The sequence below is a fragment of the Micromonospora sp. Utrum1 genome (genome assembly GCF_057197805.1).
In genome coordinates, this window is the sequence record NZ_CM170071.1 from 6,420,426 (window position 1) to 6,445,161 (window position 24,736).

Annotated in this window: 18 protein-coding genes; 8 read left to right on the forward strand and 10 right to left on the reverse strand. The window is 72.5% G+C overall.

Translation table 11 applies throughout. The features are described 5' to 3' along the window. Positions 1–14 precede the first annotated feature (14 nt). The gene (locus tag AC0OLQ_RS30190; protein WP_357341608.1) at positions 15–539 is read right to left on the reverse strand and encodes a MarR family winged helix-turn-helix transcriptional regulator; all 525 of its coding nucleotides are present in this window, start codon (positions 537–539) and stop codon (positions 15–17) included. Between the two features lie 95 nt (positions 540–634). Here AC0OLQ_RS30190 and AC0OLQ_RS30195 point away from each other — a divergent pair, with 95 nt between their 5' ends. After that, positions 635–1,765 carry a PP2C family protein-serine/threonine phosphatase gene (locus tag AC0OLQ_RS30195; RefSeq protein WP_484529033.1) on the forward strand — a complete coding sequence of 377 codons (1,131 nt, stop codon included), beginning with the start codon at positions 635–637 and terminating at the stop codon, positions 1,763–1,765. A gap of 22 nt (positions 1,766–1,787) precedes the next feature. Here the strand turns inward: AC0OLQ_RS30195 and AC0OLQ_RS30200 are convergent, their stop codons facing one another. The 7 genes from AC0OLQ_RS30200 to AC0OLQ_RS30230 form a co-directional block, all read right to left on the reverse strand. Beyond that, positions 1,788–3,272: a sugar transferase gene (locus AC0OLQ_RS30200; protein WP_357341610.1), complete on the reverse strand. Its 1,485-nt coding sequence runs from the start codon at positions 3,270–3,272 to the stop codon at positions 1,788–1,790. Between the two features lie 213 nt (positions 3,273–3,485). Then, a complete protein-coding gene (locus AC0OLQ_RS30205; protein ID WP_484529034.1) occupies positions 3,486–5,240 on the reverse strand; it encodes a substrate-binding domain-containing protein in 1,755 nt (584 codons plus the stop codon). Between the two features lie 177 nt (positions 5,241–5,417). Next, positions 5,418–6,452 (reverse strand): lactonase family protein, encoded by a 1,035-nt coding sequence (locus AC0OLQ_RS30210; protein ID WP_484529035.1) that lies wholly within the window; start codon positions 6,450–6,452, stop codon positions 5,418–5,420. Between the two features lie 126 nt (positions 6,453–6,578). Next, positions 6,579–7,181, reverse strand: a complete 603-nt coding sequence (locus AC0OLQ_RS30215) for a GTP-binding protein (protein ID WP_357341613.1) — start codon at positions 7,179–7,181, stop codon at positions 6,579–6,581. Beyond that, positions 7,162–7,548: a DUF742 domain-containing protein gene (locus AC0OLQ_RS30220; RefSeq protein ID WP_357341614.1), complete on the reverse strand. Its 387-nt coding sequence runs from the start codon at positions 7,546–7,548 to the stop codon at positions 7,162–7,164. Before AC0OLQ_RS30220 ends, AC0OLQ_RS30215 begins: the two co-directional genes overlap by 20 nt. After that, complete coding sequence (locus tag AC0OLQ_RS30225) at positions 7,538–7,954, reverse strand: roadblock/LC7 domain-containing protein (protein WP_357341615.1); 417 nt, start codon at positions 7,952–7,954, stop codon at positions 7,538–7,540. The genes AC0OLQ_RS30220 and AC0OLQ_RS30225 overlap by 11 nt, the downstream gene beginning before the upstream one ends. Then, complete coding sequence (locus AC0OLQ_RS30230) at positions 7,954–10,413, reverse strand: sensor histidine kinase (RefSeq protein WP_484529036.1); 2,460 nt, start codon at positions 10,411–10,413, stop codon at positions 7,954–7,956. The genes AC0OLQ_RS30225 and AC0OLQ_RS30230 overlap by 1 nt, the downstream gene beginning before the upstream one ends. A gap of 500 nt (positions 10,414–10,913) precedes the next feature. On the opposite strand from AC0OLQ_RS30230, the gene AC0OLQ_RS30235 reads away from it, so the two are divergent. The 5 genes from AC0OLQ_RS30235 to AC0OLQ_RS30255 all read left to right on the forward strand — a co-directional run bounded on the left by AC0OLQ_RS30235 (position 10,914) and on the right by AC0OLQ_RS30255 (position 15,063). Continuing rightward, the gene (locus AC0OLQ_RS30235) at positions 10,914–11,513 is read left to right on the forward strand and encodes a hypothetical protein (RefSeq protein WP_357341617.1); all 600 of its coding nucleotides are present in this window, start codon (positions 10,914–10,916) and stop codon (positions 11,511–11,513) included. Between the two features lie 13 nt (positions 11,514–11,526). Further along, positions 11,527–12,480, forward strand: coding sequence for a hypothetical protein (locus AC0OLQ_RS30240; RefSeq protein ID WP_484529037.1), 954 nt, complete (start codon positions 11,527–11,529; stop codon positions 12,478–12,480). Positions 12,481–12,611: 131 nt separating this feature from the next. Then, positions 12,612–14,267: a sodium:solute symporter family protein gene (locus AC0OLQ_RS30245; RefSeq protein ID WP_484529038.1), complete on the forward strand. Its 1,656-nt coding sequence runs from the start codon at positions 12,612–12,614 to the stop codon at positions 14,265–14,267. Positions 14,268–14,283: 16 nt separating this feature from the next. Next, the gene (locus tag AC0OLQ_RS30250; RefSeq protein WP_484529039.1) at positions 14,284–14,607 is read left to right on the forward strand and encodes a hypothetical protein; all 324 of its coding nucleotides are present in this window, start codon (positions 14,284–14,286) and stop codon (positions 14,605–14,607) included. A gap of 72 nt (positions 14,608–14,679) precedes the next feature. After that, a complete protein-coding gene (locus AC0OLQ_RS30255; protein WP_357341620.1) occupies positions 14,680–15,063 on the forward strand; it encodes a hypothetical protein in 384 nt (127 codons plus the stop codon). A 99-nt stretch (positions 15,064–15,162) separates the two neighbouring features. Here AC0OLQ_RS30255 and AC0OLQ_RS30260 read toward each other — a convergent pair whose 3' ends face one another. Continuing rightward, positions 15,163–16,941 carry a glycoside hydrolase family 6 protein gene (locus AC0OLQ_RS30260; RefSeq protein ID WP_484529040.1) on the reverse strand — a complete coding sequence of 593 codons (1,779 nt, stop codon included), beginning with the start codon at positions 16,939–16,941 and terminating at the stop codon, positions 15,163–15,165. Positions 16,942–17,530: 589 nt separating this feature from the next. Here AC0OLQ_RS30260 and AC0OLQ_RS30265 point away from each other — a divergent pair. Continuing rightward, positions 17,531–18,592, forward strand: a complete 1,062-nt coding sequence (locus tag AC0OLQ_RS30265; RefSeq protein ID WP_484529041.1) for a hypothetical protein — start codon at positions 17,531–17,533, stop codon at positions 18,590–18,592. Further along, positions 18,579–19,340: a class F sortase gene (locus AC0OLQ_RS30270; RefSeq protein ID WP_484529042.1), complete on the forward strand. Its 762-nt coding sequence runs from the start codon at positions 18,579–18,581 to the stop codon at positions 19,338–19,340. The genes AC0OLQ_RS30265 and AC0OLQ_RS30270 overlap by 14 nt, the downstream gene beginning before the upstream one ends. A gap of 64 nt (positions 19,341–19,404) precedes the next feature. On the opposite strand, the gene AC0OLQ_RS30275 is transcribed toward AC0OLQ_RS30270, so the two are convergent. Beyond that, positions 19,405–24,471 (reverse strand): NAD-glutamate dehydrogenase, encoded by a 5,067-nt coding sequence (locus AC0OLQ_RS30275; RefSeq protein ID WP_484529043.1) that lies wholly within the window; start codon positions 24,469–24,471, stop codon positions 19,405–19,407. Between the last annotated feature and the right edge of the window lie 265 nt (positions 24,472–24,736).

A 24,736-nucleotide genomic window follows, 5' to 3' on the forward strand; every position in this document is an offset into this window, starting at 1 on the left:
CCGGCCCGGCCGGGTCAGGCGGTGCGGGCCACCGGCGGCTCGGCGGGTGGCTCCGGCTCGGCGGACGGGTCGCCGATCCGCTCCCCCGAGGGCTGGAGCACCGGCCAGCCCTCCGCGGCGGCGGCCTCCCCGCGCCGACCGGCCTCGTCGAACTCGCGCATCCCGCGCAGCAGCGCCGCGCGCCCCTCGGCGCTCATGGCGGCCAGGATCCGGTCCAGCCGGTGACGCCGGTCGGCGCGCAGCTCGGCGAGGAGCCGGGTGGCCGTCGGGGTCAGGTGCAGGGCGATCTCCCGCCGGTCGTACCGACCCGGCTCGCGTTCCAGCATCCCGGCGGCCACCAGGCGGTCGCAGAGCCGGCTCGCGGAGGAGAGCAGCATGTCGGTCAGCGTGGCGAGCCGGCGGAGGTTGATCCCGTCATACTGCTCGACGACCATGACGGCGCGTAGCTGGGCGCTGGAGAGCCGGCTCGTGGTGCGCTCCCGGGCCGCCTCCCAGACAGCCAGCAGGGTGCCCGCCGCCTCGTCGAGGTCGGCGGCCATACTCGCATCAGGTCCCTGGGGACCGCGGTCTTCGGCCATGGTGCGCCCGAGACTACCCGGCCCGACAGGCCGACGACCTGTGCAAAGGAGCAAAGATGAGCGGACCGGAGGATCGGGCGCGGCGGAGCCTCACGGAGGCGCCGACGGATCAGCTCGTCGACCGGCTCGCCGCCGAGCTCGAACGGTCGTACGGGATCACCCGCACCGAGCTGTACCAGGTCGACTACCGCTTGGCCGCGCTGCTGCCGCTGGCCGGGGGTGAGCCGATCGTCACCCCCGGCCACCCGGCCTGGCGCTGCTTCGACCACCAGGAGCCGATCGTGTCGGAGGGCACCGGCTGGTTCCCGGTCGGGATGCGCGGCGAGCGGCGCGGGGTGCTCCGGCTCTCGCCGCTGCCGCCCGACCCGGCCGCCCTGGCCGAGCTGGACGCCGCCGCCACCGCGCTCGGCCACGAACTGGCCGCCGTGGCGGCCACCACCGACATCTACCTGACCGCCCGGCGCAGCCGGCGGCTCACCCTGGCCGCCGAGATGCAGTGGGAGCTGCTGCCGGGCCGCAGCCGGATCCGCCCCTCGTTCAGCCTGGCCGGCCAACTGGAGCCGGCGTACGCGGTGCGTGGCGACGGCTTCGACTGGTCCGACGACGGCCGGCGGCTCTGGCTCTCGGTGGTCAACGGCACGGGCGAGGGGGTGGCCGCCTCGATGCTCACCTCGCTGTCCATCCACGCGCTGCGCAACGCCCGCCGCGCCCAGCTGGGACTCGCCGACCAGGCCGCCCTGGCCGACCAGGCGATCTACGCGCTCCACCGGGGCGAACAGCACCTCTCCGCGCTCCTGCTGGAGCTCGACCTGGCCAGCGGGTCGATGACGGTGGTCGACGCCGGCTCGCCCCGCCTGGTGCTGCTCCGCGACGGCGAGGTGAGCGAGCAGGAGCTGGACAAGCAGTTCCCGCTCGGCATGTTCGAGGGCACCGACTACCGGGAGCAGCAGTTCCAGCTGCAGCGCGGGGACCGGCTCTTCGTGGTCAGCGACGGGGTGATCGACGCCACCTCCGAGCGGATCCGCTACGGCGAGACCGCGCTGGACCGCTTCCTGCGGCGGACCGGGCCGATGGAGCCGCTCGACGCGGTCCGGTCGCTGATCGGCGACCTGCGCGCCTTCGTGGCCGGTGACCTGGTCGACGACGCGGTGGTGGTCTGCCTGGACTGGCTCGGCCCGCAGCCCTGACCCGCCCCGGCCACCCGCCGGGTCAGTACGCGCCGCGGCTGTTGAGCACCGCGCCGAAGGTCTTCCAGAGGATGGTCAGGTCGGCGGCGAGCGACCAGTTCTCCACGTAGTAGAGGTCGAGCCGGATGCCGTCCTCCCAGCTCAGGTCGGACCGGCCGCTGACCTGCCAGAGGCCGGTCATGCCGGGCTTGACCAGCAGCCGGCGGGCCACGTCGCCGTCGTACCGGGCCACCTCGGAGGGCAGCGGCGGGCGGGGGCCGACCAGGCTCATCTGGCCGAGCAGCACGTTCGCCAGCTGGGGCAGCTCGTCCAGGGACCACTTGCGCAGCAGCTTGCCGACCCGGGTCACCCGGGGGTCGTCGCGCATCTTGAACATCAGGCCGTCGGTCTCGTTGCGCGCGGCCAGCTCGGCCAGCAGGGCGTCGGCGTTGACCACCATGGTGCGGAACTTGAAGACGCCGAACTCCTCGCCGCCCTGGCCGACCCGGGTCTGGCGGAACAGCACCGGGCCGCGGCTGTCCAGCTTGATGGCGAGCGCGATCACGGCCAGCAGGGGCGCCAGCAGGAGCAGGGCGACCAGCGAGATCGAGCGGTCGACCAGCCCCTTGACCAGCTTGCGGGCGCCCCGGAACTCGGGCGCCTCGACGTGGATCAGCGGCAGGCCGGCGACCGGCCGGGTGTGGATGCGGGGGCCGGCGACGTCGGTCAGCGCCGGGGCCACCACCAGGTCGACCCCGGTGCCCTCGAGCTGCCAGCCCAGCCGGCGCAGCCTCGTCGCGGTGAGCTCGCCGGAGGCCGTGACCGCCACGGTGTCCGCGCCGATCGCGGTGGCCGCCTCGGGGATGCCCCGGAACGAGCCGACCACCGGCACGTCACCCAGCCGCTGCGGCACCGGGGCGAGCAGCGCGTCCGGGATGCAGGCCCCGACCACCTGGTAGCCGGCGTACGGTTCGCGGCGCAGGGTGTGCACGAGCTCCAGCACGTGCGCGGTGTCACCGACCACCAGCACCTTGCGGGACCAGCCGGCGCCCCGGTCGCGGGCGCGGTGCAGCCGCTTGCGCGCGGCGAACCGGGCCATCTCCAGGCCGATCGTGCCGACCGCGAAGGAGATGGCCAGGAAGCCCCGGGAGACCCCGACGTCGGCGATGTAGCCGGCGATGGCGATGCCGCCGGCCAGTCGCAGGCTCGCCGCGCTGACCCGGCGGTATTCGTCGGCGCCGTAGCCGAGCACCTGGTCGTCGTAGCAGCGCATCGCCTTGAGCGAGACCAACCAGACCAGCAGCAGGGCGGGCGCCACCGCCACGTACGGGATCTTCGAGCCGCTCGGCAGCTCCTCGCCGAAGCGGGCCACGTACCCGACCAGGATGGCCACGGCCAGCACGGCGGTGTCGAGCACCACCAGGACGCGGATGTAGGACCGTTCCGCGGCGCGCGTCGCCGGACCGGGGCGGTCGCCACCCGGTCGCGACGAGGTGCTGGCGGGGGTCAACAGCGTCGCCGACGTCACCGGCCCTCCCCACTTCGCTCAGGACGATCCCGCGCCGCGCGGTCCCGGTGGGGAACCCGCGGCTCCGAGCACCCGGTCATCTTGCCTCGACAGTTATGGTCACCGATTGCTTCGGACGCATTGCCGTCAGTTTTCACCCGGCCGCTCTCGCCGGGAAGCGTTCCGCCGTACCGGGTCTGCCGGTACGGCGGAACGCGTTCGCTGAGTGTCGGGTCAGCGCGGCGCCGGCGGCCGCAGCGCGATCGCCTGCAGGAAGATCTCACCGATCTTGCTCGGGTCGGTGGTGACGAAGGAGCCGCCACCGGTCACGTCCGTGATCGACTTGAGCTCGGCGCGGCTGACCTCGGTGCCGATACCGATGATGATCACCTGGACCGGCTGCTCCTCGTCCCGCAGCTTCTTGAGCTGGTCGAGCAGCGCCTTCTGGGTGATGCCGTTGGCGTCGTCGTTCTTGCCGTCGGTGAACAGCACGATCGAGTTGACCTTGCCCGGCTCCCAGTCCTGCTGGACCTTCTTGTACGCGGCGAGCATGGTGTCGTAGAGCCCGGTGTCGCCGTCGGAGGGCCGGATCGAGGCCAGGCGCTGCTGGATCGGGCCGCGGTTGCTCGACAGCGGCTTGATCTCGATCAGCTCGCGGTAGTCCTGGGAACCGCTCAGGTTGGTGGAGAAGGTCCACAGGCCGATCGACCAGGAGTCGTCGAAGAGTCCCAGGCCCTGGCTCGCGGCGGCGACGGTGACCTGCTCCCGGCTGGCCCCGTTGGCCGTTGCCACTTGCTTCTTCATCGAACCGGAGACGTCGATGACGCAGAGCATGCGGCCGGACTGGGTGGCCACCGACCAGGTGGTGGTCGCCTTCTGGATGGCGATCGGGTCCAGGTCGGCCGCGCCGCCCTGGCCGGACGGCGGGACGGCGCTCGCGCCGCCGTTCGCCGGGCTCGGCGCGCCCTGGGGCGCCTTGAACCCGTCGCCCCAGTTGCCGTCCGGGGCCCGCAGCGCCTGCGTCGCCAGCCGGTTCTTGAAGCTCGGCGTCCGCAGCACGTCGAAGAGCACCCGCGCGGCCGACGCCTTGGTGGGCTCGATGCCGGGCAGGACCGCGAACGGGTAGTCCAGCGGAATCGGCGCCGGCTCGAGGTAGAGCGCGGCCAGCGGGATCGGCGGCTTGGTGTTGTTGTACGCGATCACGTCCTCCTCCGACAGCGCCGCCGCGCCCAACCCGTTGGCGATGGCCGTCGGGTCGGACGAGCGCGGGAAGCGGGCGAGGAGGTCCTGTCGCAGTGAGGAGCGGTTGGTGGCCAGCGCGCGCAGCGCGCCCACCATCGCCTCCTGGGCCTGCGGGGAGCCGGCGGCGCCGGTGGCGCTCGCGGCGGCGGTCAGCGAGAGCAGCCCGGACAGGCCGGCCGCGTCCTGGGTCGGCTCGACGATCCCGGCGCGCAGCGGCGTGCTCTTGGTGACCTCGTTCAGCAGGTCGGTCCAGTGGAGCTTCTTCTCCGGCCAGCCGACCCGGGAGGCCACCGGCTCGGGCAGCGCGACCACCACGGGGCTGCGGGCGATCGAGGCGCCGTTGGCCGGCGCGAACGCGGTGGCGCCGCCGCTCTTGAGCCGCAGCAGCCAGGTGGAGGAGTCCGGCACCCAGACGTCCGGCGTGACCGCGGTGCCGCTGGCCTGCCCGACCCCGGCCAGGGTGGCGCCGTGCTTGCTCGCCACCGCGGCGGCCACGTCGACCGGCTCGGCGGCGGCGACGTTCACGGCGATGCAGGTCTCACCGACCGCCGCGCCGTCGGCGACCCACTGGTCGGCCGCCGCGCGTACGGCGGGGGCGATCTCCGGGGTCGCCGCGACGGACAGTTCGATCCGCCCCGAGCAGTTCGGGCCGGCCAGCTGCTGATAACCGAACCAGGAACCGGCTACGACGACGACGAGGGCGGTCGCCGCGGCGACGGCACCTGCCCCACGGAGGTTAGAACGCATGCGATGGCGGCCAGACACGGTGACCATCTTGCGTATCTCGTGGGGTTACTGCCACAACCGTTCGGACGAAAGTTACGGAGGAGAAACAGTTGATCGCCAAATCGTCACTTTGAGTGAGTGATCAGTCATCCCAGGTGATCAAAGTCTACTTCGGACGATGTTCCAGTCACCGCTCGGTCACGGACAGACGCAGGTGGGACTCGCCACCGGCACCGGCTCCCCCACCGGCTCGGGCACTCCGCTGCCCGGGTCCACCCGGAAGATTCTGATCATGTCGGCCCGCTCGTCGGCCACGTAGAGGTACTCGCCGGTCAGGGCGAAGTGCCGCGGCCACCCGCCCCCGGTGTCCACCTCGGCCACCAGCTCCGGCGCCTCCCCGGCCAGCCCGAAGACCGCCACCGTGCCCACCCCCCGGTTGCCCACGTAGAGGAAGCGGCCGTCCGGCCCGACGGCGACCTCGGAGGGCTGCACGTGCCCGACCCGGCCACTGGCGTCCACCCGGACCCGCTGGTGCAGCCCGTCCGGGGTCAGGTCGTAGGCGGTGACCGTCCCGTCCAGCTCGCCGACCAGCCAGCAGCGCCGCCCGTCCGGGTGCCGGGCCAGGTGCCGGGGCCCGGCGCCGGCCGGCGTACGCAGCCGGGGGGCGCGGGGCACCAGCCGGCCGGAGGCGGCGTCGAGGTCGTACCGGTAGACCGAGTCGGTGCCCAGGTCGACGGCGAGCAGCGGCCCGCCGTCCGGGTCGGGCGAGACCATGTGGCAGTGCGCCTCCTCCTGCCGCTCCGGGTCGGCGCCGTGCCCCTCGTGCCGGACCAGATCGCTGCGCTCCCCCGGCGTCCCGTCGGCGTCGAGCCGGAACACCGCCACACTCCCGCCGCCGTAGTTCGCCACGAACAGGTGCCGCCCGTCCGGGGCGACCGCCAGGTGGCAGGGCTCCGCCCCGCCGGTCGGGCGTACGCCGATCGGGTCGAGGTGGCCACCCGGGCTGACCCGGAAGGCGCTGACCTGCCCCTCGGACAGTTCGTTGACCGCGTAGAGCACCGGCAGCGCCGGGTGCCGGGCGAGGAACGACGGCGACGGGGTGACCGCCACCGTGCCGAGCGGCGTCAGCGCGCCGGTCGCCGGGTCGCGCCGGGCGGCGACGATGCCCTCGGCCCGCCCGCCCGTCTCCGCCGTGTAGCCCCCGATGTGGACGATCGAGTCCTGCCCGGTCACCGTTCCCACCTTCCGCCGTCTCCACCGTCGATCCAACCAGAGGCTTCCCGGGGAGCCGGCCGGTTAGGCGTCATTCCCGGCACCGGTTTCCGGGCCGCCCGCGCCGTGCCGGCGGGCGGAGCGGGGTCAGCCCACCGGCACCGGCTCGCCGCGCTGCCGCGCGACGTGCTCGACCAGCGAGATCAGCACCAACTTCCCGGACTGCCGGTCCCGGGCGTCGCAGAGCACCAGCGGCACCTCCGGGTCCAGGTCCAGGGCGTCCCGGACCGCCTCCAGGCTGAACCGGCGGGACCCGTCGAAGCAGTTCACCCCCACGACGAACGGGATGCCCCGCTGCTCGAAGTAGTCGATCGAGGGGAAGCAGTCGGCCAGCCGGCGGGTGTCGGCGAGCACCACCGCGCCGAGCGCCCCGAACGCCAGCTCGTCCCAGAGGAACCAGAACCGGTCCTGGCCGGGGGTGCCGAAGAGATAGACCTGGAGGTCGTCGTTGATGGTGATCCGGCCGAAGTCCATGGCCACCGTGGTGGTCGACTTCTGCTCCACCCCGGAGACGTCGTCGGTGCCGATGCCGGCGCCGGTCAGCACCTCCTCGGTCTGCAACGGCCGGACCTCGCTCAACGCGCTCACCAGCGTCGTCTTGCCGGCGCCGAAGCCACCGGCGATGAGGATCTTCAGAGCCAGCGGCACCCGAGGCGCGGCCGGCTCCCGGTCAAAGCGCACGGAGTCCACTGACCACCGCCTTGAGGATGTTGTCGTCGGGCAGGTGGGCGGCGGCCGGCCGGCGCACCGTGACGAGCCCACGGGCGAGGAGGTCGCCGAGCAGCACCCGCACCACGCCGACGGCGAGGTCCAGGTCGGCGGCGAGGTCGGCCACGGCCACCGGCCGTCGGGCCAGTTCGGCGAGGCGCCGGTGCTCCGGCTGGAGACCGGGCACCCCGGCCGGGTCCGCCCCCGGCTTGGTGAGCACGAACGCCACCAGGTCGAAGCCGTCGACCGGCGGGCGCACCCGGCCGCCGGTGACGGTGTACGGGCGGACCACCGGGCCGGCGGCGGCGTCCAGCCACTCGTGCTGGGGGCCCGGCGACTCAGCCCGCATCGGTCGCCGCCGTGCGGGCCGGTGCGCTGAGGTTCTCGCCCACCCGGATGACCAGCATCGCCATCTCGTACGCCACCAGGCCGATGTCGGCGTCGGCGTCGCTCACCACCGCGAGACAGGCGCCCTGCCCGGCGGCCGTGACGAACAGGTACGCCGAGTCCATCTCCACCACGGTCTGCCGGACCGCGCCGCCACCGATGTGCCGGGTGGCCCCCTTGGCGAGGCTGGAGAAGCCGGAGGCCAGCGCGCAGAGGTGTTCCGCGTCGGTGCGGTCCAGGTCGGCGGACGCGCCGAGCAGGAGGCCGTCCGCCGAGAGCACCACCGCCTGGCGGGCGGCGGGGACCCGCTCCACCAGGTCGTCGAGCAGCCAGTCGAGATCGGTGTTCTGCCGCGTCGTGTGCACCACTAGGCGTCCCTCTCAGTCGCGGTTCGATGGTCCGGAGCCGGCTCCGGCGGGGAGGGGTCGGCGGCCCGGGTACTGGCCGCGTCGGTGGACGGAGCGCCGGCCCGGTCCGGGGCGGCGGTGGGCTCGGCGGCGGGTCCGGTGGTCGCCGCCGTGGGGGCCGTGGCCGGCCCGGTGGTCGCCGGTCCCGCCGCCGTGGGGGCGGCCCCGCGGCGCGCGGCCGTGGCGTCGGCGGCGGCGCGGGCGCCGTCCCGCCGGCCGCGGGCGGTGCCGGACTGGAGCGCGGACATGGCCCGGCGCACCTCCTCGGGAGGGCGGTGCGCCGGGTTGTCGGCGACGACCGGCCGGGGGCGGGCCACCGGCCCGCGCCGCCGGACCCGGCGGGGCAGGCCGTCACCGTCCGCCGGCGACTCCACGCCGGAGGCGCGACCGGCGGGCAGCGGCACGACCGCCGACTCGGGCCGGTCCCGGCCGGGCCGGGCGGCCCGGGTCCGGGGGACCGTGCCCAGCCGGGTCACCCTGGCCATCCGCCGGTCGTCCCGCCCGGGCGGCCCGGCGGCCGGGCCGGTGGCGCCGATCACCGGCTCGTCGGTGATCAGATCGGACGGGACGAACACGACGGCGGTGATCCCGCCGGGGACGGCCGGCCGCAGCTCGACCCGGACGCCGTGGCGGGCGGCCAGCCGGGCGACCACGAAATGGCCCAGCCGGGCGCTGTCGGTCGGGTCGAACTCCGGGGCCCGGGACAGCTTGCGGTTGGCGTCGGCCAGGGCGGGCGGCGACATGCCGAGCCCCCGGTCGGTGACCTCGATGGTGTAGCCGCCCGGCACGGTCCGGCCGGTGACGTCCACCCGGGTGCCCGGCGGCGAAAAGACGGTGGCGTTCTCGATCAGCTCGGCGAGCAGGTGGATCACGTCGCCGACGGCCCGGCCGAGCACCCCCGCCGGCTGGACCTCGCCCACGTCGACCCGGTCGTACGACTCGACCTCGGAGATCGCGCCGCGCACCACGTCGACCGCGGCGACCGGGTTGCGCCAGCCCCGGCCGGGCGCCGCGCCGGCCAGGATGACGAGGTCCTCGGCATGCCGCCGGAGCCGGGTGGCGAGGTGGTCGACCTGGAACAGCCCGGCCAGCTCGTCCGGGTCCTCGGTCCGCCGCTCCAGCCGGTCCAGCAGCGCCAGCTGCCGGTGCACCAGGCCCTGGCTGCGCCGGGCGATGTTGAGGAAGACCTCGTTGAGGCCGCGGCGCAGGGTGACCTCGTCGACCGCGGCCTGCACGGCGGTTCGGCGTACCTCGTTGAAGGCGCGCCCCACCTGGCCGATCTCGTCGCCGCCGTGGTCCAGCTCGGGCGCCTCGCGGGCGACGTCGACCTCCTCGCCGCGGCGCAGCCGGGCCACCACGTCGGGCAGCCGGTGCTCGGCCATCTCCAGCGCGGCGGTCCGGACCCCGGTGAGCCGCCGGTCCAGCGACCGGCCGACCCGCAGCGCCACCAGCACGCAGACCACGATGGCGAGCAGGCCGAGCAACCCGGCCGCGGCCAGGCGGACCAGGATGCGGACCGCCATCGGCACGGACCGCTCGGTGAGGGTGTCCGCGCCGCGCAGCTCGAAGTCCCGCAGGCCCTGGGCGACCGTGGCGTAGCTGGTCTCCCAGGCCCGTACGTCGAGCCCGGCCGGCAGGTCGCGGGCGCGGACCAGGGTGTCCTGGAGGGCGCGCAGCCGGACGAACCCCTCCCCCTCGGTGAGCCGCTGGTAAGCGGCCCGTTCGGCGGGCGGCAGGTCGGCCACCGCGTTCTCGGCCAGGAAGCGCTGGTTCTCGATGGTGCGGACCAGCTGCTCGTGCTCCCCCTCGGCGTACCGGCCGGCGGTGACCGCGCCGGCCAGCAGCGCGTCGGCCTGGCCGAGCAGCTCCCGGGACCGGCCCAGCGCGGTGAGCGCCAGCGCCTCCCGGTTGAGCTGGGCGTCGGGCAGCGTGGCCATGCCGGCGAACGCCTGGAACGCCGAGCCGATCATCCCGCTGTAGAGGCCGACGGCGCCGGCCCGGTCCACCTTCCGGCTGTCGATGAACCCCCGCCCGGCGGGCAGCGCGTCGAGCGCGGCGACCAACTGGTCGAGCCGGGCGTCCAGCAGGTCGTCGGCGGCGTCGCGCAGCTTCTCCCCGCCGACCCGGCGGCGCAGCTCGACGATCGCCTGGTCGGTGCGGGTGCGCTGCTCGGCCAGGGCCGGCAGGGCGGTGTCGCCGGCGAGCTGGACGACCGAGAGCCGGCGTTCCCGTTGCAGCTCGGTGACCACACTCTCGCCGGGCCGGCCCAGGTCGTAGAGGAGGGTGCGCGCGGCGAGCAGGTCGAGGGCCGGCCCGAAGGTCAGCGTGGTGGCGAAGATCCACAGCGCCAGCAGCCCGGTCACCGGACCGATGACCAGCGCGGTCAGCTTGGCGCGGATCGGCCAGTCTCGGGTGTTCATCAGACCTCGCCCGGGGAAGGTGTCGCAGGGGTGGCGCCGGCACCCGCCGGAAGGGCCGCGACGCGGGCCCCGGCCCGGGCGCCTTGGGCAGGATACGTAATCCCAGCCCGATGCACTACCGGCCGTCTCGCCTCTCACTACGGTCCGGAATGTTCGCTGTGGACACCGTTGGACGGGAACGCCCGCCGGAAGGGCCGGGCCGGACGTTCGTCCAAAGGGGGCGGACGGGTCAGCCGTCCGGAGTGGGGTCCCCGGCGATCCGGCGGTCGGGCCGTCTCGATCCGACCGGCGACCAGGTACCCCGTCGCCCGCCGTCCCGCCGGCCTCAACCTCCCCGTGCGCCACGTCTTCTGGAACGACTCCGCTTTTCAGCACGCCGTGGGATGTGTGCCCGGCCATGGCGTGGGCAGGTTCGACGGGCGCATCCGCGCAGGAAAGTGCGGCCGATGGGGATTGGCGATCACGCGCCGGAGGGAATACCAGCGGGCGAAGGAGGAGCCATGTCGCCCACGCAGGTAGTCGTCATAGTCATCGTCGTTCTGGTGCTCGCGGCGCTGGCCGCGGTCGCCGTGGTCGCCAGCCGTCGCCGGGCCCTCAAGCAGCGCTTCGGCCCCGAGTACGACCGGGCCGTCGCCGAGCAGGACAGCCGCGGCGCCGCCGAGCGGGAGCTGCGGGAGCGGGAACGCCGCCACGCCGAGCTGGAGCTGATTCCCCTCAGCCCGGAGTCCCGGGCCCGGTACGCCGCCGCCTGGGAGGAACTCCAGGTCCGTTTCGTCGACTCCCCCGCCGAAACCGTCGGTGACGCCGACGAACTGGTCACCCGGCTGATCGCCGAGCGCGGGTACCCCACCGGGGACTTCTCCGAACAGATCGCCCACCTCTCCGTCGAGCACGCCCGCACCCTCACCCACTACCGGGACGCCCACGACATCCGGCTGCGCAACGAGCGCGGCGAGGCCGGCACCGAGGAGCTCCGGCAGGCGCTCGTGCACTACCGGGCCCTCTTCGCCGACCTGCTCGGCGAGGACCCGGTCGGGCACCAGCCGCCGGAGCAGCGCCACCCCGACCACGACCACGAGCACGACGCCACGAGCCGCTGAGGAGGCCGCCGCCATGCGTCAGGAAGAGCAGCAGGTCACGCAGGACCACCCCGAGGCCGTCCGGTCCGCGCCGGTGCCGGTCCCACACCCCGGCGACCGGGCCGCCGCGGCCGAGGTGCCGGAGGACGCGCTGGACGACCGGGGCACCTTCGACGACCCGGCGGTCGCCGGCGAGCGTGCCGACCGGCGGGATGCGGAACTCGACGAGACCCGCGGGTACGACGCCCGCGAACTGCGCGACGCGGAGGCCGCCGACGCCGACGACCGGCCGGTGTACCACGACCCGGCGCCGCTGCCGACGACCTTCGGCGCGACCACGGTGGGCGACGCGGTGGCCGCCTCGGCGATGGCCAGCGGGCGCCCGGAGGACGAGCGGGACGCGCGCGGCGAGGACACCGCCGTGCCGGGGGACGGCGCCCCGGGCCGGACCGACGCGTTCGACGACGAGCGGGCCGACCCGACGGCGGCCGACCGGCTGCACGACCCGGACCGCTGGGAGGCCGCGCATCCCGGTGCGGTGCGCGACGAGGCCCCGGTCGCCGGCGGTGCCGGGTACGGCAGCGCCGAGCCGGCGATGGTCGACCCGGACACCAGCACCGCGGCGGCCGGCGCGGGCGCGGCCGGGGCGGCCGCGGGCGGCGCGGCGGGCGCGGCGCTGGCCGGCGCGGCCCGGCCCACGCCCGGCGCGGTGCCGACCGACGCGGCCACGCTGTTCGCCCCGGAGATCGCCCAAAACTTCCGGGACCGCTGGCGGGACGTCCAGCTCCGTTTCGTGGACGACCCGCGGGCCGCGGTCGGCGAGGCGCAGTCGCTGGTCGAGGAGGCCATCGAGGCGCTCTCCGCCGCGCTGCGTGAGCAGAAGGCCAAGCTCGGCGGCTGGCAGGAGTCCGGCTCGGCCGACACCGAGCAGCTCCGGGTCGCCGTGCGCGGTTACCGGGACTTCCTGGACCGGGTCCTGGGCCGCTGACCCACGCCCCGTACGGAGCCCCGGCCGACGGACGGCCGGGGCTCCGCCGTGTGCGCCGGATCGCCCTCCAGGCATGAAATTTCGCAAACTGGGTACCTGCGGGCGGCAGCCGCCAGGGAGGGAGCAACGGGATGGGTGACGGTCTCCGGTTGGACATGAACGCCCTGGACTACGTGATCCTGGCGCTCTACTTCGTCACGGTGCTCGGCGTCGGTTTCGCCGCGCGGCGCGCCATCCGCACCAGTGTCGACTTCTTCCTCTCCGGGCGCTCGCTGCCCGCCTGGGTCACCGGCCTGGCGTTCGTCTCGGCGAACCTGGGCGCCCTGGAGATCATCGGCATGGCGGCCAACGGCGCGCAGTACGGCGTCATGACGGTCCACTACTACTGGGTCGGCGCCGTGCCGGCGATGGTCTTCCTGGGCATCGTGATGATGCCCTTCTACTACGGCTCGAAGGTCCGCAGCGTCCCCGAATACCTGCGGCTGCGCTTCAACCGCCCGACCCACCTGCTGAACGCCATCAGCTTCGCGGTCGCCCAGGTGCTGATCGCCGGGGTGAACCTCTACGCGTTGGCCCTGATCATGCAGTTGCTGCTCGGCTGGCCGCTCTGGGTGGCGATCGTGATCGGCGCGTTCATCGTGCTGGTGTACATCACCATCGGCGGCCTCTCCGGCGCGATCTACAACGAGGTGCTCCAGTTCTTCGTGATCATCGCGGGCCTGGTGCCGATCACCGTGCTGGGCCTGGTCAAGGTCGGCGGCGTGTCCGGCCTGATGGACGCGGTCAAGGGCTCCAAGCTCGGTGAGGCCGGGCTGCACGCCTGGCAGCGCACCGGCAGCACGGACAACCCGCTCGGCGCCCACTGGCTGGGCATCGTCTTCGGCCTCGGCTTCGTGCTCTCGTTCGGCTACTGGACCACCAACTTCGCCGAGGTGCAGCGCGCCCTGTCCGCGCGGAACATGAGCGCGGCCCGGCGTACACCGATCATCGCGGCGTACCCGAAGCTGCTCATCCCCCTGGTGACCGTGATCCCGGGCCTGATCGCCCTGATCACCGTCAAGGGTCTCGGGGCCGACAGCGGCGACCTGGTCTACAACAACGCCATCCCGCTGCTCATGCGCGACCTGCTGCCCAACGGGGTGCTCGGCATCGCGGTGACCGGTCTGGTGGCCTCGTTCATGGCCGGCATGGCGGCCAACGTCAGCGGCTTCAACACGGTGTTCACCTACGACATCTGGCAGGCGTACTTCAAGCGGGACCGCTCGGACGAGTACTACGTCCGGGTGGGCCGGATCGCCACCGTGGTGGCGGTGGTGATCGGCATCGGCACGGCCTTCATCGCGGCCGGGTTCAGCAACATCATGAACTACATCCAGGCGCTCTTCTCGGTGTTCAACGCCCCGCTCTTCGGCACCTTCATCATCGGCATGTTCTGGAAGCGGATGAGCGCGCTGGCCGGCTTCTGGTCGCTGCTGGCGGGCACCGTGGTGGCGATCGGGACCTACCTGCTCTACCGGGCCGGCGTGATCCACTTCAACTCCGACCTGGAGGAGAGCTTCTGGGGTGCGGGCCTCGCCTTCGTCACCGTGGCGGTGGTCGCCGCGATCGTGACGCCGTTGACCCGGCCGAAGCGCAACGACGAGCTGACCGGCCTGGTCTACGGCCTGTCCGACACCACGCTCAAGGACGACTCGCTGGCCGGTGACGCCGCCTGGTACCGCTCCCCGGTGCTGCTCGGTGTAATCGCCGTGGTCCTCGCCGCCCTCTTCTACATCCCGGTCTTCTGAGGAAGGGACGCACGCCATGGCAGACGACGCCGACCGGTACCAGCACGGCGAGGCCCACGACCCGCTGGTCGACGAGACCGAGGACGAGCGGGAGGCGCGCTCCGCGGCGGCCCGCCTCTTCGACATCCGCCGGGTGATCGGCGGGCTGTTCGTGACGTACGGGCTGATCGTGGGCCTGATGGGCCTCTTCGACTCGCCCGCGGAGATCGACAAGGCACAGGGCGTCCGGATCAACCTCTGGGCCGGCCTGGCGATGCTCGCCTTCGGGCTGCTGATGCTGCTCTGGCAGCGGCTGCGCCCCACCGAGCCGCCGGAGCCGCAGGCCGCCGACGAGCGCTGACCCGGCCGCGGCATGGCCCGGCCCGCACGGGGTACGCCGTGGGGATCAGGGACCGGACAGGAGGGCAGCAGCATGACGGATCGCGACCGCGGTGGCGAGCGGCCGCTGGAGGAGACCCCCGAGGTGGCCGCCGCGGTGGACGACGACAGCACGGTGCCGCAGCTGCGCACCGGTGGCACCGACCCGAACAATCCCGTCTTCACCGAGCCCGACGGCGCGGTGCCCGACACCGGTTCACCGGACCTCCTCGGCGACCCCTACGCGGCCGGGACCGGCGCGACCGGCACGGGCACCGGGGCGGGCGGGGACAACATCCGGACCGGCGCGGAGCAGCCGTGGGAGCCGGAGGACCTGGTGATGGCCCGGGGCCAGGACCTCACCCCGGAGAACCTGGAGCGGGCCCGCCGCGACCTGGCCGAGCTGGGCCGGGCGGCGATCGAGAAGACGGTCCCCTGACGCCCGGGGGCCCCTGGTCGACGTGGGGTCGACCAGGGGCCCGGGGAACCCGCGCGGCGGTGCCTCACTCCCGCCGCCGCGGGTGGGCCGGCCGCCGAATCAGGAGAGCGGCGGGTAGGCGTTCTTCATGAGCTCCTGGAACTGAGCGGAGAACCAGGCGCCGGAGATCGGCGCGTTCGGCAGGGCCCCGGTCATGCTGTTGCCGTTGCGGGCGTTGCCGGTGTAGGTCGGGTCGCACATCCGGTCGAAGCCCTTGCCCTCGTCGTTCGGGATGAGGCTGCTGGAGCCGTCCGACTCACCCGGGGGCTTGACCCAGACGTACGCGTCGATGCCCGGCTCGGGGCTCGCCTTCGGACGCTCACCGAGACCGGCCCCGGCCTGGTTGCACCAGTTGCCGGCGTGGATCCGGCGATCGATGCGGCCACCGTCGACATAGGTGTCCACGCTGGTGGTCGCGCCCGGGCCGGTGGGCCGGGCGGTGCCGCCCCAGCCGTTGCGGGAGGTGTCGATCAGCATGCCGATGTTGCTCTCGAAGCCCACCGAGACCAGCTTCTGCCGGAAGCCCTGGGCGAAGGACAGCTCGTCGACGTACTGGTTCCAGTCGATCCACTTGGACTGCCGCACGCTCGTGCCGTTCACCGTGTCGGTGATCTTGATGTACGGCTCCTTCAGCGCGGAGTAGTTCGCCGTGTTGACGATGAAGCCGTGCACGTTGCGCACGGTGCTGCCGGAGGCGGTGGCCGCGCTCTTCAGCATGTCGGCGGTCGGGCCGAAGTTGCTGTCCCAACCGATCCAGCCGTGGTGCGCGGCGTCGATGTAGTTGTAGACGTTGCCGATCGCCCCCAGCTTGGCCAGCGCGTAGCCGACCCCGTTGACGTACGCGCCGTTGGCCTTGACCGTGTCGCACATCGCCGTGCCGCCCGCGTTGCCCGAGGTGTTGGTCACCAGGTTGGGCAGCGAGTCGATCTCGATGATGTTGATGATCCGGATGCCGGCGTACTTCGGGTCGCTCTGGATCGCCGCGATCGGGTCGATGTACTCGGCCTTGTAGCGGGGCAGTTCGTCCGGACCCAGCTCACCGTTGGAGGCCAGCGCGGCGCAGTCGCGGCCGGGCAGGTTGTAGATGACGAACTGGATGTAGCCGGCGCCCTGCTTCAGCGCCGCCTCCAGGTGGTCGCGGACGCCCATCGAGCCGTTCGAGCTGCTGTTGCTGGTGCCGTTGATGGCGGCGATCCGGTCCAGCCAGACCGCGGTCGGGTTGTTCGAGACCCGGCTGCCGCCGGGCTCGGCGTCCGCCTTGGCCTTCCACTCGGGGTTCACGTACCCCTTCGCCCCGGCGTACGGGTTGTCGGCCTTCTGCCCGGGCGGCGGGGTGGTCGGCGGGGGCGTCGTGGGCGGCGGCGTCGTCGGCGGCGGGGTGGTCGTCGGCGGCGTCGTGGTGGGCGGCGTGCCGCCGTTGCAGACCGTGCCGTTCAAGGTGAACTGGGTCGGCTTCGGGTTGCTGCCGCTCCACGCGCCGTTGAACCCGATGCTGGTGCTGGCGCCGGTGCCCAGCGACCCGTTGTAGGACTCGTTCTGCGCGGTGACGTTCTGGCCGCTCTGCGACCACTTCGCCGACCAGCCCTGCTGCACCTTCTGGCTGCTGTTCGGGAAGGTGAAGCCGAGGCTCCACGAACTGAGCGGGTCACCGAGGTTCCTGATGTTCACCGTGGCGGTGAAGCCACCGGGCCAGTCGCTGGTGGTGTAGTCCACGCTGCACTGGGTCGCGGCCTGCGCCGCGGTGACCGGGAGGGTCACCAGCCCGCCGGCGACCAGGACGCCGGCGCCGGTAAGCGCAAGCGCCCGGCTGCGGCCGGACAGCCTTCTCCACAGATTCATGCCACTGATCTCCTTGAGCGAGACCGGATCCGCGTACGGCCCGGCGGAAGGACGCTCGGACGTCCGTCGGGGGACGGCCGTCGGCGCACGGGTTCTTCGGGGGCGCCCGACCCGGACGGGCGTGATGGTGGTGGTGGACGACCGGCCCGCGGGGCCGGTCGAGGAGTCGGACATCGTTCCGGTGACCCGGCTGCCCTCGACGTCTGAGCTCGCGGTGTGGCTCTCCGAACCGCGTGCAGCGATTCTTACATGGGAGCGCTTCCATGGCAATGGCTCGATGCGGTTCGGACCGGACCGGGGGTGCCAAACGGGGCGCGGGCGCCGGAAGCCCGCAGACCGGCGCAGTCGACCACCCCACGGTACGGCCCGGCCCGGGCGACGCAGCCGGCACGCGACCACCCGAGCCGACACGACGGGGGCCCGAGCCATGGGGCAAGCCACAAAAGCCGCGTAGCACCCGTATCGCTCCCATCGCCTACAAACTCCTAAACACGAATGTTTCCCCGGATAACTCGCGAAACCGTCTAACGTCGGTCGTAGCTCGAGGGATGTCGGGCTCAGGACAAACAGGGATGGAGTGACGCAGGTCATGGCTAAGAAGATGCTCGGGAAGCTCGTTGCGGGTGCTGCTCTCGGCGGCGCGTCCCTGCTGCTGTTCTCGCCCGGGGCGGCGAACGCGGCCAGCGCCTACACGGTCGCCAAGCCGCAGGTCAGTCTTCCCGGTACCTGCTCTGGGGACCACGAGGACTGGGACCACAAGAACTGGGACCGCAAGGACTGGGACCGCAGCGACGAGGACCGCAAGGACCACGACCGCAAGGACGAGGACCGCAAGCACGAGGACGGCAAGCACGAGGACGGCAAGCACGACGACGGCAAGCACGACGACGGCAAGGGCGAGGACGGCAAGCACGAGGACGGCAAGCACGACGACGGCAAGGGCGAGGACGGCAAGCACGACGACGGCAAGGGCGAGGACGGCAAGCACGAGGACGGCAAGCACGACGACGGCAAGGGCGAGGACGGCAAGCACGACGACGGCAGGGGCGAGGAGCACAAGGACTGGCAGGGCAACGAGTCCTGGCAGTCGGGGGCCGATGGCCAGGGCGGCGGCATGGCCGCCGACGAGTCGGGCAACGAGCAGGCCCGCAAGGACGACAACCGCAAGGACGAAGAGCGCAAGGACGAAGAGCGCAACGACCGGGACAACAAGGAGCACGACGCCAAGGACCGGGACGAGGACCGCAAGGACGAGGACCGCAAGGACGACAACCGCAAGGACGAAGAGCGCAACGACCGGGACAACAAGGAGCACGACGCCAAGGACCGGGACGAGGACCGCAAGGACGAGGACCGGAAGGACCACGACCGCAAGGACGAGGACCGGAAGGACTGGGACAACCGGAGCTGGGACAGCCGGGACGAGGACCGCAAGGACCACGACCGCAAGGACGAGGACCGCAAGGACCACGACCGCAAGGACCACGACCGGGACTGCATGCCGCGTGGCCACGTCGACGGCGGTGACGGTGGCATGACCACCACCAGCCTGGACCGCAACATGGCCGCCAGCGGGGTTGGCGTCATCGGCGCCGCCGCCCTGGGCGGCATGATCCTGCTGCGCCGGCGGCGGGGCGATGACCTCGTCTGACCGGACGGCGACACGGGCCGGCGGCCGTCACGGGAAACCGTGGCGCGCCGCCGGCGCGGCCGTCGTCGTCCTGCTCGCCATGGTGGGCGCCGGCATGATCGGGGCGTCCGTGCGGACCGCGCCGCCGCCCCGCCCGCCCCAGCCGCTCGCCCAGGCCGGGCCCGCCGACCTGTCCCCGTCTCCGACCGCCATCCCGGGCCCCGCGGGCGTCATCGGCGCGGAGACCGCCGACCAGGCTTCCGTCGACGACGATTCCATGGTCACGCCGCACCCGGACCTCACCCTCGCCGGACTGCCCCGATCGACCCCGACGACCATCTCGATCCCCCGGATCGGCGTGCACGCCGAGATCATGACCCTCGGCATGAACTCGGACGGCACGGTCCAGGTGCCCCCGCTCGAGCAGGCCATGAAGGCGGGCTGGTACTCCCCGGGGCCCAGTCCCGGCGAGGTCGGCAACTCGGTCATCGTCGGCCACGTCGACTCGGCCAAGCTCGGGCCTGCCGTCTTCTTCAACCTCGGCTCGCTCCAGAAGGGCGACACCATCTCGATCGCCCGGGAGGACGGCTCGGCGGCCACGTTCACGGTGACCGAGGTGAAGTCGTACCCGAAGACGGCCTTCCCCACCGAGCTCGTCTACGGCCCTTCGGACAAGCCAAGCCTGCGGGTGGTCACCTGCGGTGGGGCGTTCGACGAGAGCGCCCGCAGCTACGTCGACAACGTCATCGCCTTCGCCAGCATGGCGTGAAGCGAGGCGGACGGGCGCGGCCCGGTGGTCGGGTGACCGACCACCGGGCCGCGCCGGCGTACCGTCAGGCCGCCGCCGAGGTCCGCACCAGGGTACGGATCTGCCGCAGCAGCACCGAGAGGGCGGACAGGTCGGCGCGGGACTCGTCGAACTCCCCCATCGCCCGGTGCGCCCGGTGGATCGAGGTGGCGTTCGCCTGCTCCCACTCCTGCACCCGCTCGACCGGCGGGAGGCTGTCCGGGGTGGAGCCGAGGACCTCCGCGGTGAGCGCGGCCAGCGCGGCGTACAGGTCGTAGCGCAGCGCCATCCGGGCCAGGGTCTGCCAGCGGTCCTCCCGCGGCAGCAGGGAGATCTTCGACAGCAGGGCGTCCACCCGGAACCGGTCGGAGAGGACGAAGTAGACCGAGGCCACCTCGCTCACGTCCCGGCCGGTCGACTGCGCGGTCTCCACGATGTCGAGCAGGCCGAAGCTGTACATCAGCCGGGTCGCCTGCTCGGCCAGGTCGCGGGGCAGCCCCTTGCCGGTCATCGAGTCCATGTGGGCGGCGATCGCCTCCCGCTCGGTGCCGTAGAAGAGGTTCTCCAGCTCTGGCAGGAGCCGGGCCACCCCGTCCCGCAGCCGGGCGATCTCCCCCGGCACGTCGATCGGCGAGCGCCGGTTGGTGACCAGCCAGCGCACCGCGCGGTCGAGCAGCCGGCGGGTGTCCAGGTAGACGCTCGTCTGCAACTCGGGCGAGACCTTGTTGTCCAGCGCCTCGACCGCGTCCCACAGCTCGCGCAGCCCGAACACCTCACGGACCACCACGTACGCCCGCAGCACGTCCGCCGCGGACGCGGCCGTCTCCTCGACCACACGGAAGACGAACGTGATGCCGCCCCGGTTGATCGCCTCGTTGACCAGGACCGTGGTGACGATGTCGCGGCGCAGCCGGTGCTGGCCCATCCGGTCGGCGAACCGCTCGCGCAGCGGGGTCGGGAAGTAGTTGACCAGGACGTCGGTCGTCCACTCCTCGTCCGCCAGCCCCTCGCCGACGATCTCCCGCTCCAGCACGATCTTCACGTACGCCAGCAGCACCGCGAACTCCGGCGCGGTCAGCCCGGTCTCGCCGCGCACCGCCAGTTCCTCGTCCGGCGGCAGCGCCTCCAGCGCCCGGTCCAGCGCGCCCGACCGCTCCATGTCGCTGATCATGCGGCGGTGCACCGGGAGCAGCGAGGCGGCCTGGGCCTGGGCGTTGTTCAGCGCCCGGGCCTGGTCATAGTTGTCCCGCAGCACCAGCTCGGCGACCTCGTCGGTCATCTGCGCCAGCAGCTCGTCGCGTTCCGGCATGTCCAGCGCGCCGTCGGCGACCGCCGTGTTGAGCAGGATCTTGATGTTCACCTCGTGGTCGGAGCAGTCCACCCCGGCCGCGTTGTCGATGAAGTCGGTGTACATCCGCCCGCCGGCCGAGGCGTACTCGATCCGGCCGTGCTGGGTGAAGCCCAGGTTGCCGCCCTCGCCGACCACCCGGCAGCGCAGGCCCTTGCCGTCCACCCGGATGGCGTCGTTGGACTTGTCCCCGACCTCGGCGTTGGTCTGCGTCGACGCCTTCACGTAGGTGCCGATGCCGCCGTTCCAGAACAGGTCCACCGGCGCGGTGAGGATCGCCTTCATCAGCTCCTGCGGGCTGAGCTGCGTGACGTCGTCGGCGAGGCCGAGCACCGCGCGCACCTGCGGCGACACCGGCACCGACTTGGCGGTCCGCGAATACACCCCGCCACCGGCCGAGATCAGCTCGGTGTTGTAGTCCTCCCAGGACGACCGGGGCAGGTCGAACAGCCGCTTCCGCTCGTCCCACGAGGTGGCCGCGTCCGGGTCGGGGTCCAGGAAGATGTGCCGGTGGTCGAAGGCGGCCACCAGCCGGATGTGCTTCGACAGCAGCATCCCGTTGCCGAACACGTCGCCGGACATGTCGCCGACGCCGACCACGGTGAAGTCCTGCGTCTGGGTGTCGTGCCCCAGCTCCCGGAAGTGCCGCTTCACCGACTCCCAGGCGCCCCGGGCGGTGATGCCCATCTTCTTGTGGTCGTAGCCGGCCGAACCGCCGGAGGCGAACGCGTCGCCCAGCCAGAAGTTGTGCGCGGCGGAGATCTCGTTGGCGATGTCGGAGAAGGTCGCGGTGCCCTTGTCCGCCGCCACCACCAGGTACGGGTCGTCGGCGTCGTGCCGGACCACGTCCTCCGGCGGCACGATCTCGCCGCTGGAGATGTTGTCGGTGACGTCGAGCAGCGCGCCGACGAACTCCTTGTAGCAGGCCACCGCCTCGTCCCGGTCGCCCGGCTTCTGCTTCAGCACGAAGCCGCCCTTGGCGCCCACCGGCACGATCACGGCGTTCTTCACCATCTGCGCCTTGACCAGGCCGAGCACCTCGGTGCGGAAGTCCTCGCGCCGGTCCGACCAGCGCAGGCCGCCCCGGGCCACCGGCCCGAACCGCAGGTGCACGCCCTCGAACCGCGGCGAGTAGACGAAGATCTCGAACTTGGGCCGCGGCGCCGGCAGCTCCGGGATCGCCTGCGGGTCCAGCTTGAACGCGACGTACGACTTCGGTCGCCCGCCGACCGGCTTCTGGTAGAAGCTGGTGCGCAGGGTGGCCTGGATCAGCGTCAGGTAGGAGCGCAGGATGCGGTCCTGGTCGAGGCTGGCCACGTCGTCCAACGCCGCGCCGATCGCGGTGACCAGCTCGCCGCTGCGCTGCCGGCGCTCGTCCAGGGTGGACGCGCCCGGCCGGAACCGGGTCTCGAAGAGCTCCACCAGCAGCGAGGCGATCCGCGGGTACGCGATGAAGGTCTGCTCCATGTACTCCTGCGAGAACACGGTGCCGGCCTGCCGCAGGTACTTCGCGTACGCCCGCAGCACCACCACCTGCCGCCAGGTGAGCCCGGCCCGGAGCACCAGCTCGTTGAAGCCGTCGACCTCGGCCTCGCCCCGCCAGGCGGCGGCGAAGGCGTTCTCCACGTGCGGGCGGACCTCGGCCAGCTCCTGGTGCGCCTCGGGCAGTTGCAGCCCGAAGTCGTAGAGCCAGATCCGGCCGTCGACGCGCTCCACCTCGTACGGGTGCTCGTCGACCACCTTGACGCCGAGCGAGTGCAGCACCGGCAGCACGGCGGAGAGCATCATCGGCTCGCCGTACCGGTAGACCTTGAACCGGACGTCCATGGTCTCGTCGACCTCGGCGCTCCGGCCGGCGCCGTTCGTGCGCCCGGCGAGCTGCTTGCGGAACAGGTGCATCTCCAGCTGGCCGGGCTCCTCCAGCAGCTCCAATTTGGCCAGGTCCTTCATCGCCTCGTACGGCGTGTGCCCGTCCTTGTAGCCCTCAGGGAAGGCGTCGGCGTAGCGGCTGAACAGGTGCTTGGCCTGCTCGTCGCCGAGCTTGCGCTCCAGCACCAGCCGGTAGTCGTCGTCCCAGAGCCGGGTGGCGTCGGCCAGTTCCTCGGCGAGCAGGTCGGCGTCGATCTCCCCGGGCGGGCTGTTCGGGTCGGTCCGGACGATGAAGTGCACCCGGGCCAGCATCGACTCGGTCACCCGGGTGGTGTAGTCGACCCCGACGCCGTTCAGCTCGCGCAGCAGGATGTCCTGCATGCGCAGCCGGTTCTGGGTGGTGAACCGGTCCCGCGGCAGGTAGATCAGGCAGGAGATGAACCGCCCGTACCCGTCCCGGCGCAGGAAGACCCGCAGCTGCCGGCGGCCGGCCATGCGGAGCACGCCGATCACCGCGTGGTAGAGGTCGTCGGTCTTGATCTGGAACAGCTCGTCGCGCGGATAGGTCTCCAGGATCTGGAGCAGGTCCTTGCCGGAGTGGCTGCGCAGGCTCAGGCCCGAGCGGTCCAGCACCTCGGCGACCTTACGCCGGACCACCGGCAGCTCCTGCACGCTGGTCCGGTAGGCCGCCGTGGAGAACAGGCCCAGGAAGCGCCGCTCCCCGACCACCTCACCGGCGTCGTTGAAGATCTTGAAGCCGATGTAGTCGAGGTAGGCCGAGCGGTGCACGGTGGCCCGCGAGTTGGCCTTGGTGATGATGAGCAGGCGCTTCTCCAGCACCTTCTCGTGCGCCTCGGGGGTCATCGAGTTCAGCGACCGGGCCTCCGGCGAGTCGGACCGCAGGATGCCCAGCCCGGTGCCGAGGACCGCCTCCAGGGCCTGGCCGCCGTCCGCGCCGTCGGTGTCGACCAGCCGGTACTCGCGGTAGCCGAGGAAGGTGAAGTGGTCGTGCGCCAGCCAGCGCAGCAGCTCCACCGAGTCGGTGATGTCCTTCTCCGGCACCGGCGGACGGTTGTCCGAGGTGCGCGCCGAGGCCAACTCGTCGGCCAGGGCCAGGGCACGCTGCCGCATCTTCGGCCAGTCCTCGACGGCCTCCCGCACGTCGGTGAGCACCCGCTGCAGCTCCCGGCGCAGCGTGTCCCGCTCGGCCGCGTCGCGGACCGGGTCGATCTCGATCCGCATCCAGCTCTCGACCAGGTCGCCGGCGATCGCGTCGTCCGGCTCCACGTCCGCGGAGACCTCGGTCAGCCGGCCGAGCGGCTCACGCCGGACCACGACCAGCGGGTGCACCAGCAGGTGCACGTCGAGGTGGTGCGAGTTCAGCAGCGCGGTCACCGAGTCGACCAGGAACGGCATGTCGTCGGTGACGATCTCGATCACGGTGTGGTGCTGCTCGGCGTCGGGCTCGTGGATGCGCAGCTTCAGCTCGCCCGGTACCCGCTGCTGGGCGAGGTCCCGGTGGGCCCGGGCCGCGTCGAGCATCTCCTCGGCGGTGAAGCCGATCAGCTCCTCGTCCGGCGCGAACCGCCAGAAACGGCTCACCAGGATGGCCGCGTCCTGATCGTCACCGGCCAGCGCGACCGCCTGGGCGACCAGGCGCTCCGCGTTCGGTACCGGCTCGTCCAGCTCGGCGTCCTCGGCCTCGTCGCCCAGTGCCGGCGCGGGCAGGCCCAGGTCGTAGAGGGTGTCGATGCTGGAACCGGTCATCCCGGTCACTCCTGTGTCGAGACGGCCGAAACCGTCCCCGTCGGTCGTCGAATCGAAGCTGTCATCGTCCCGGCTGGTGTCAGCCTGCCGGAGGTCGGGTCCCGGTTTGATCGCCGGACGCCGGTCCATCGGTGCCACTCCCCTCGACCCACCGCGTTGTGGGTCACTCTGCCGCCCAGCCTAGGCCTGCCGCTGTGCCCCTTCGTCGGCGGACCACCGGCCGGACGTCCGGATCGGGACTCTGTCCTTTCACCCGTTGCGGGTACGTGGTCGGCCGGTCGCGGAGTACCCGGACTGGCGATGTTCATCACACTGCCACAGGCCACTCTTTGCCTGCGCAAGGGCCGTTTCGGGGCGGTGGCGAGCCGCGGGGCGTACTAGCGTGCAGGGCAGT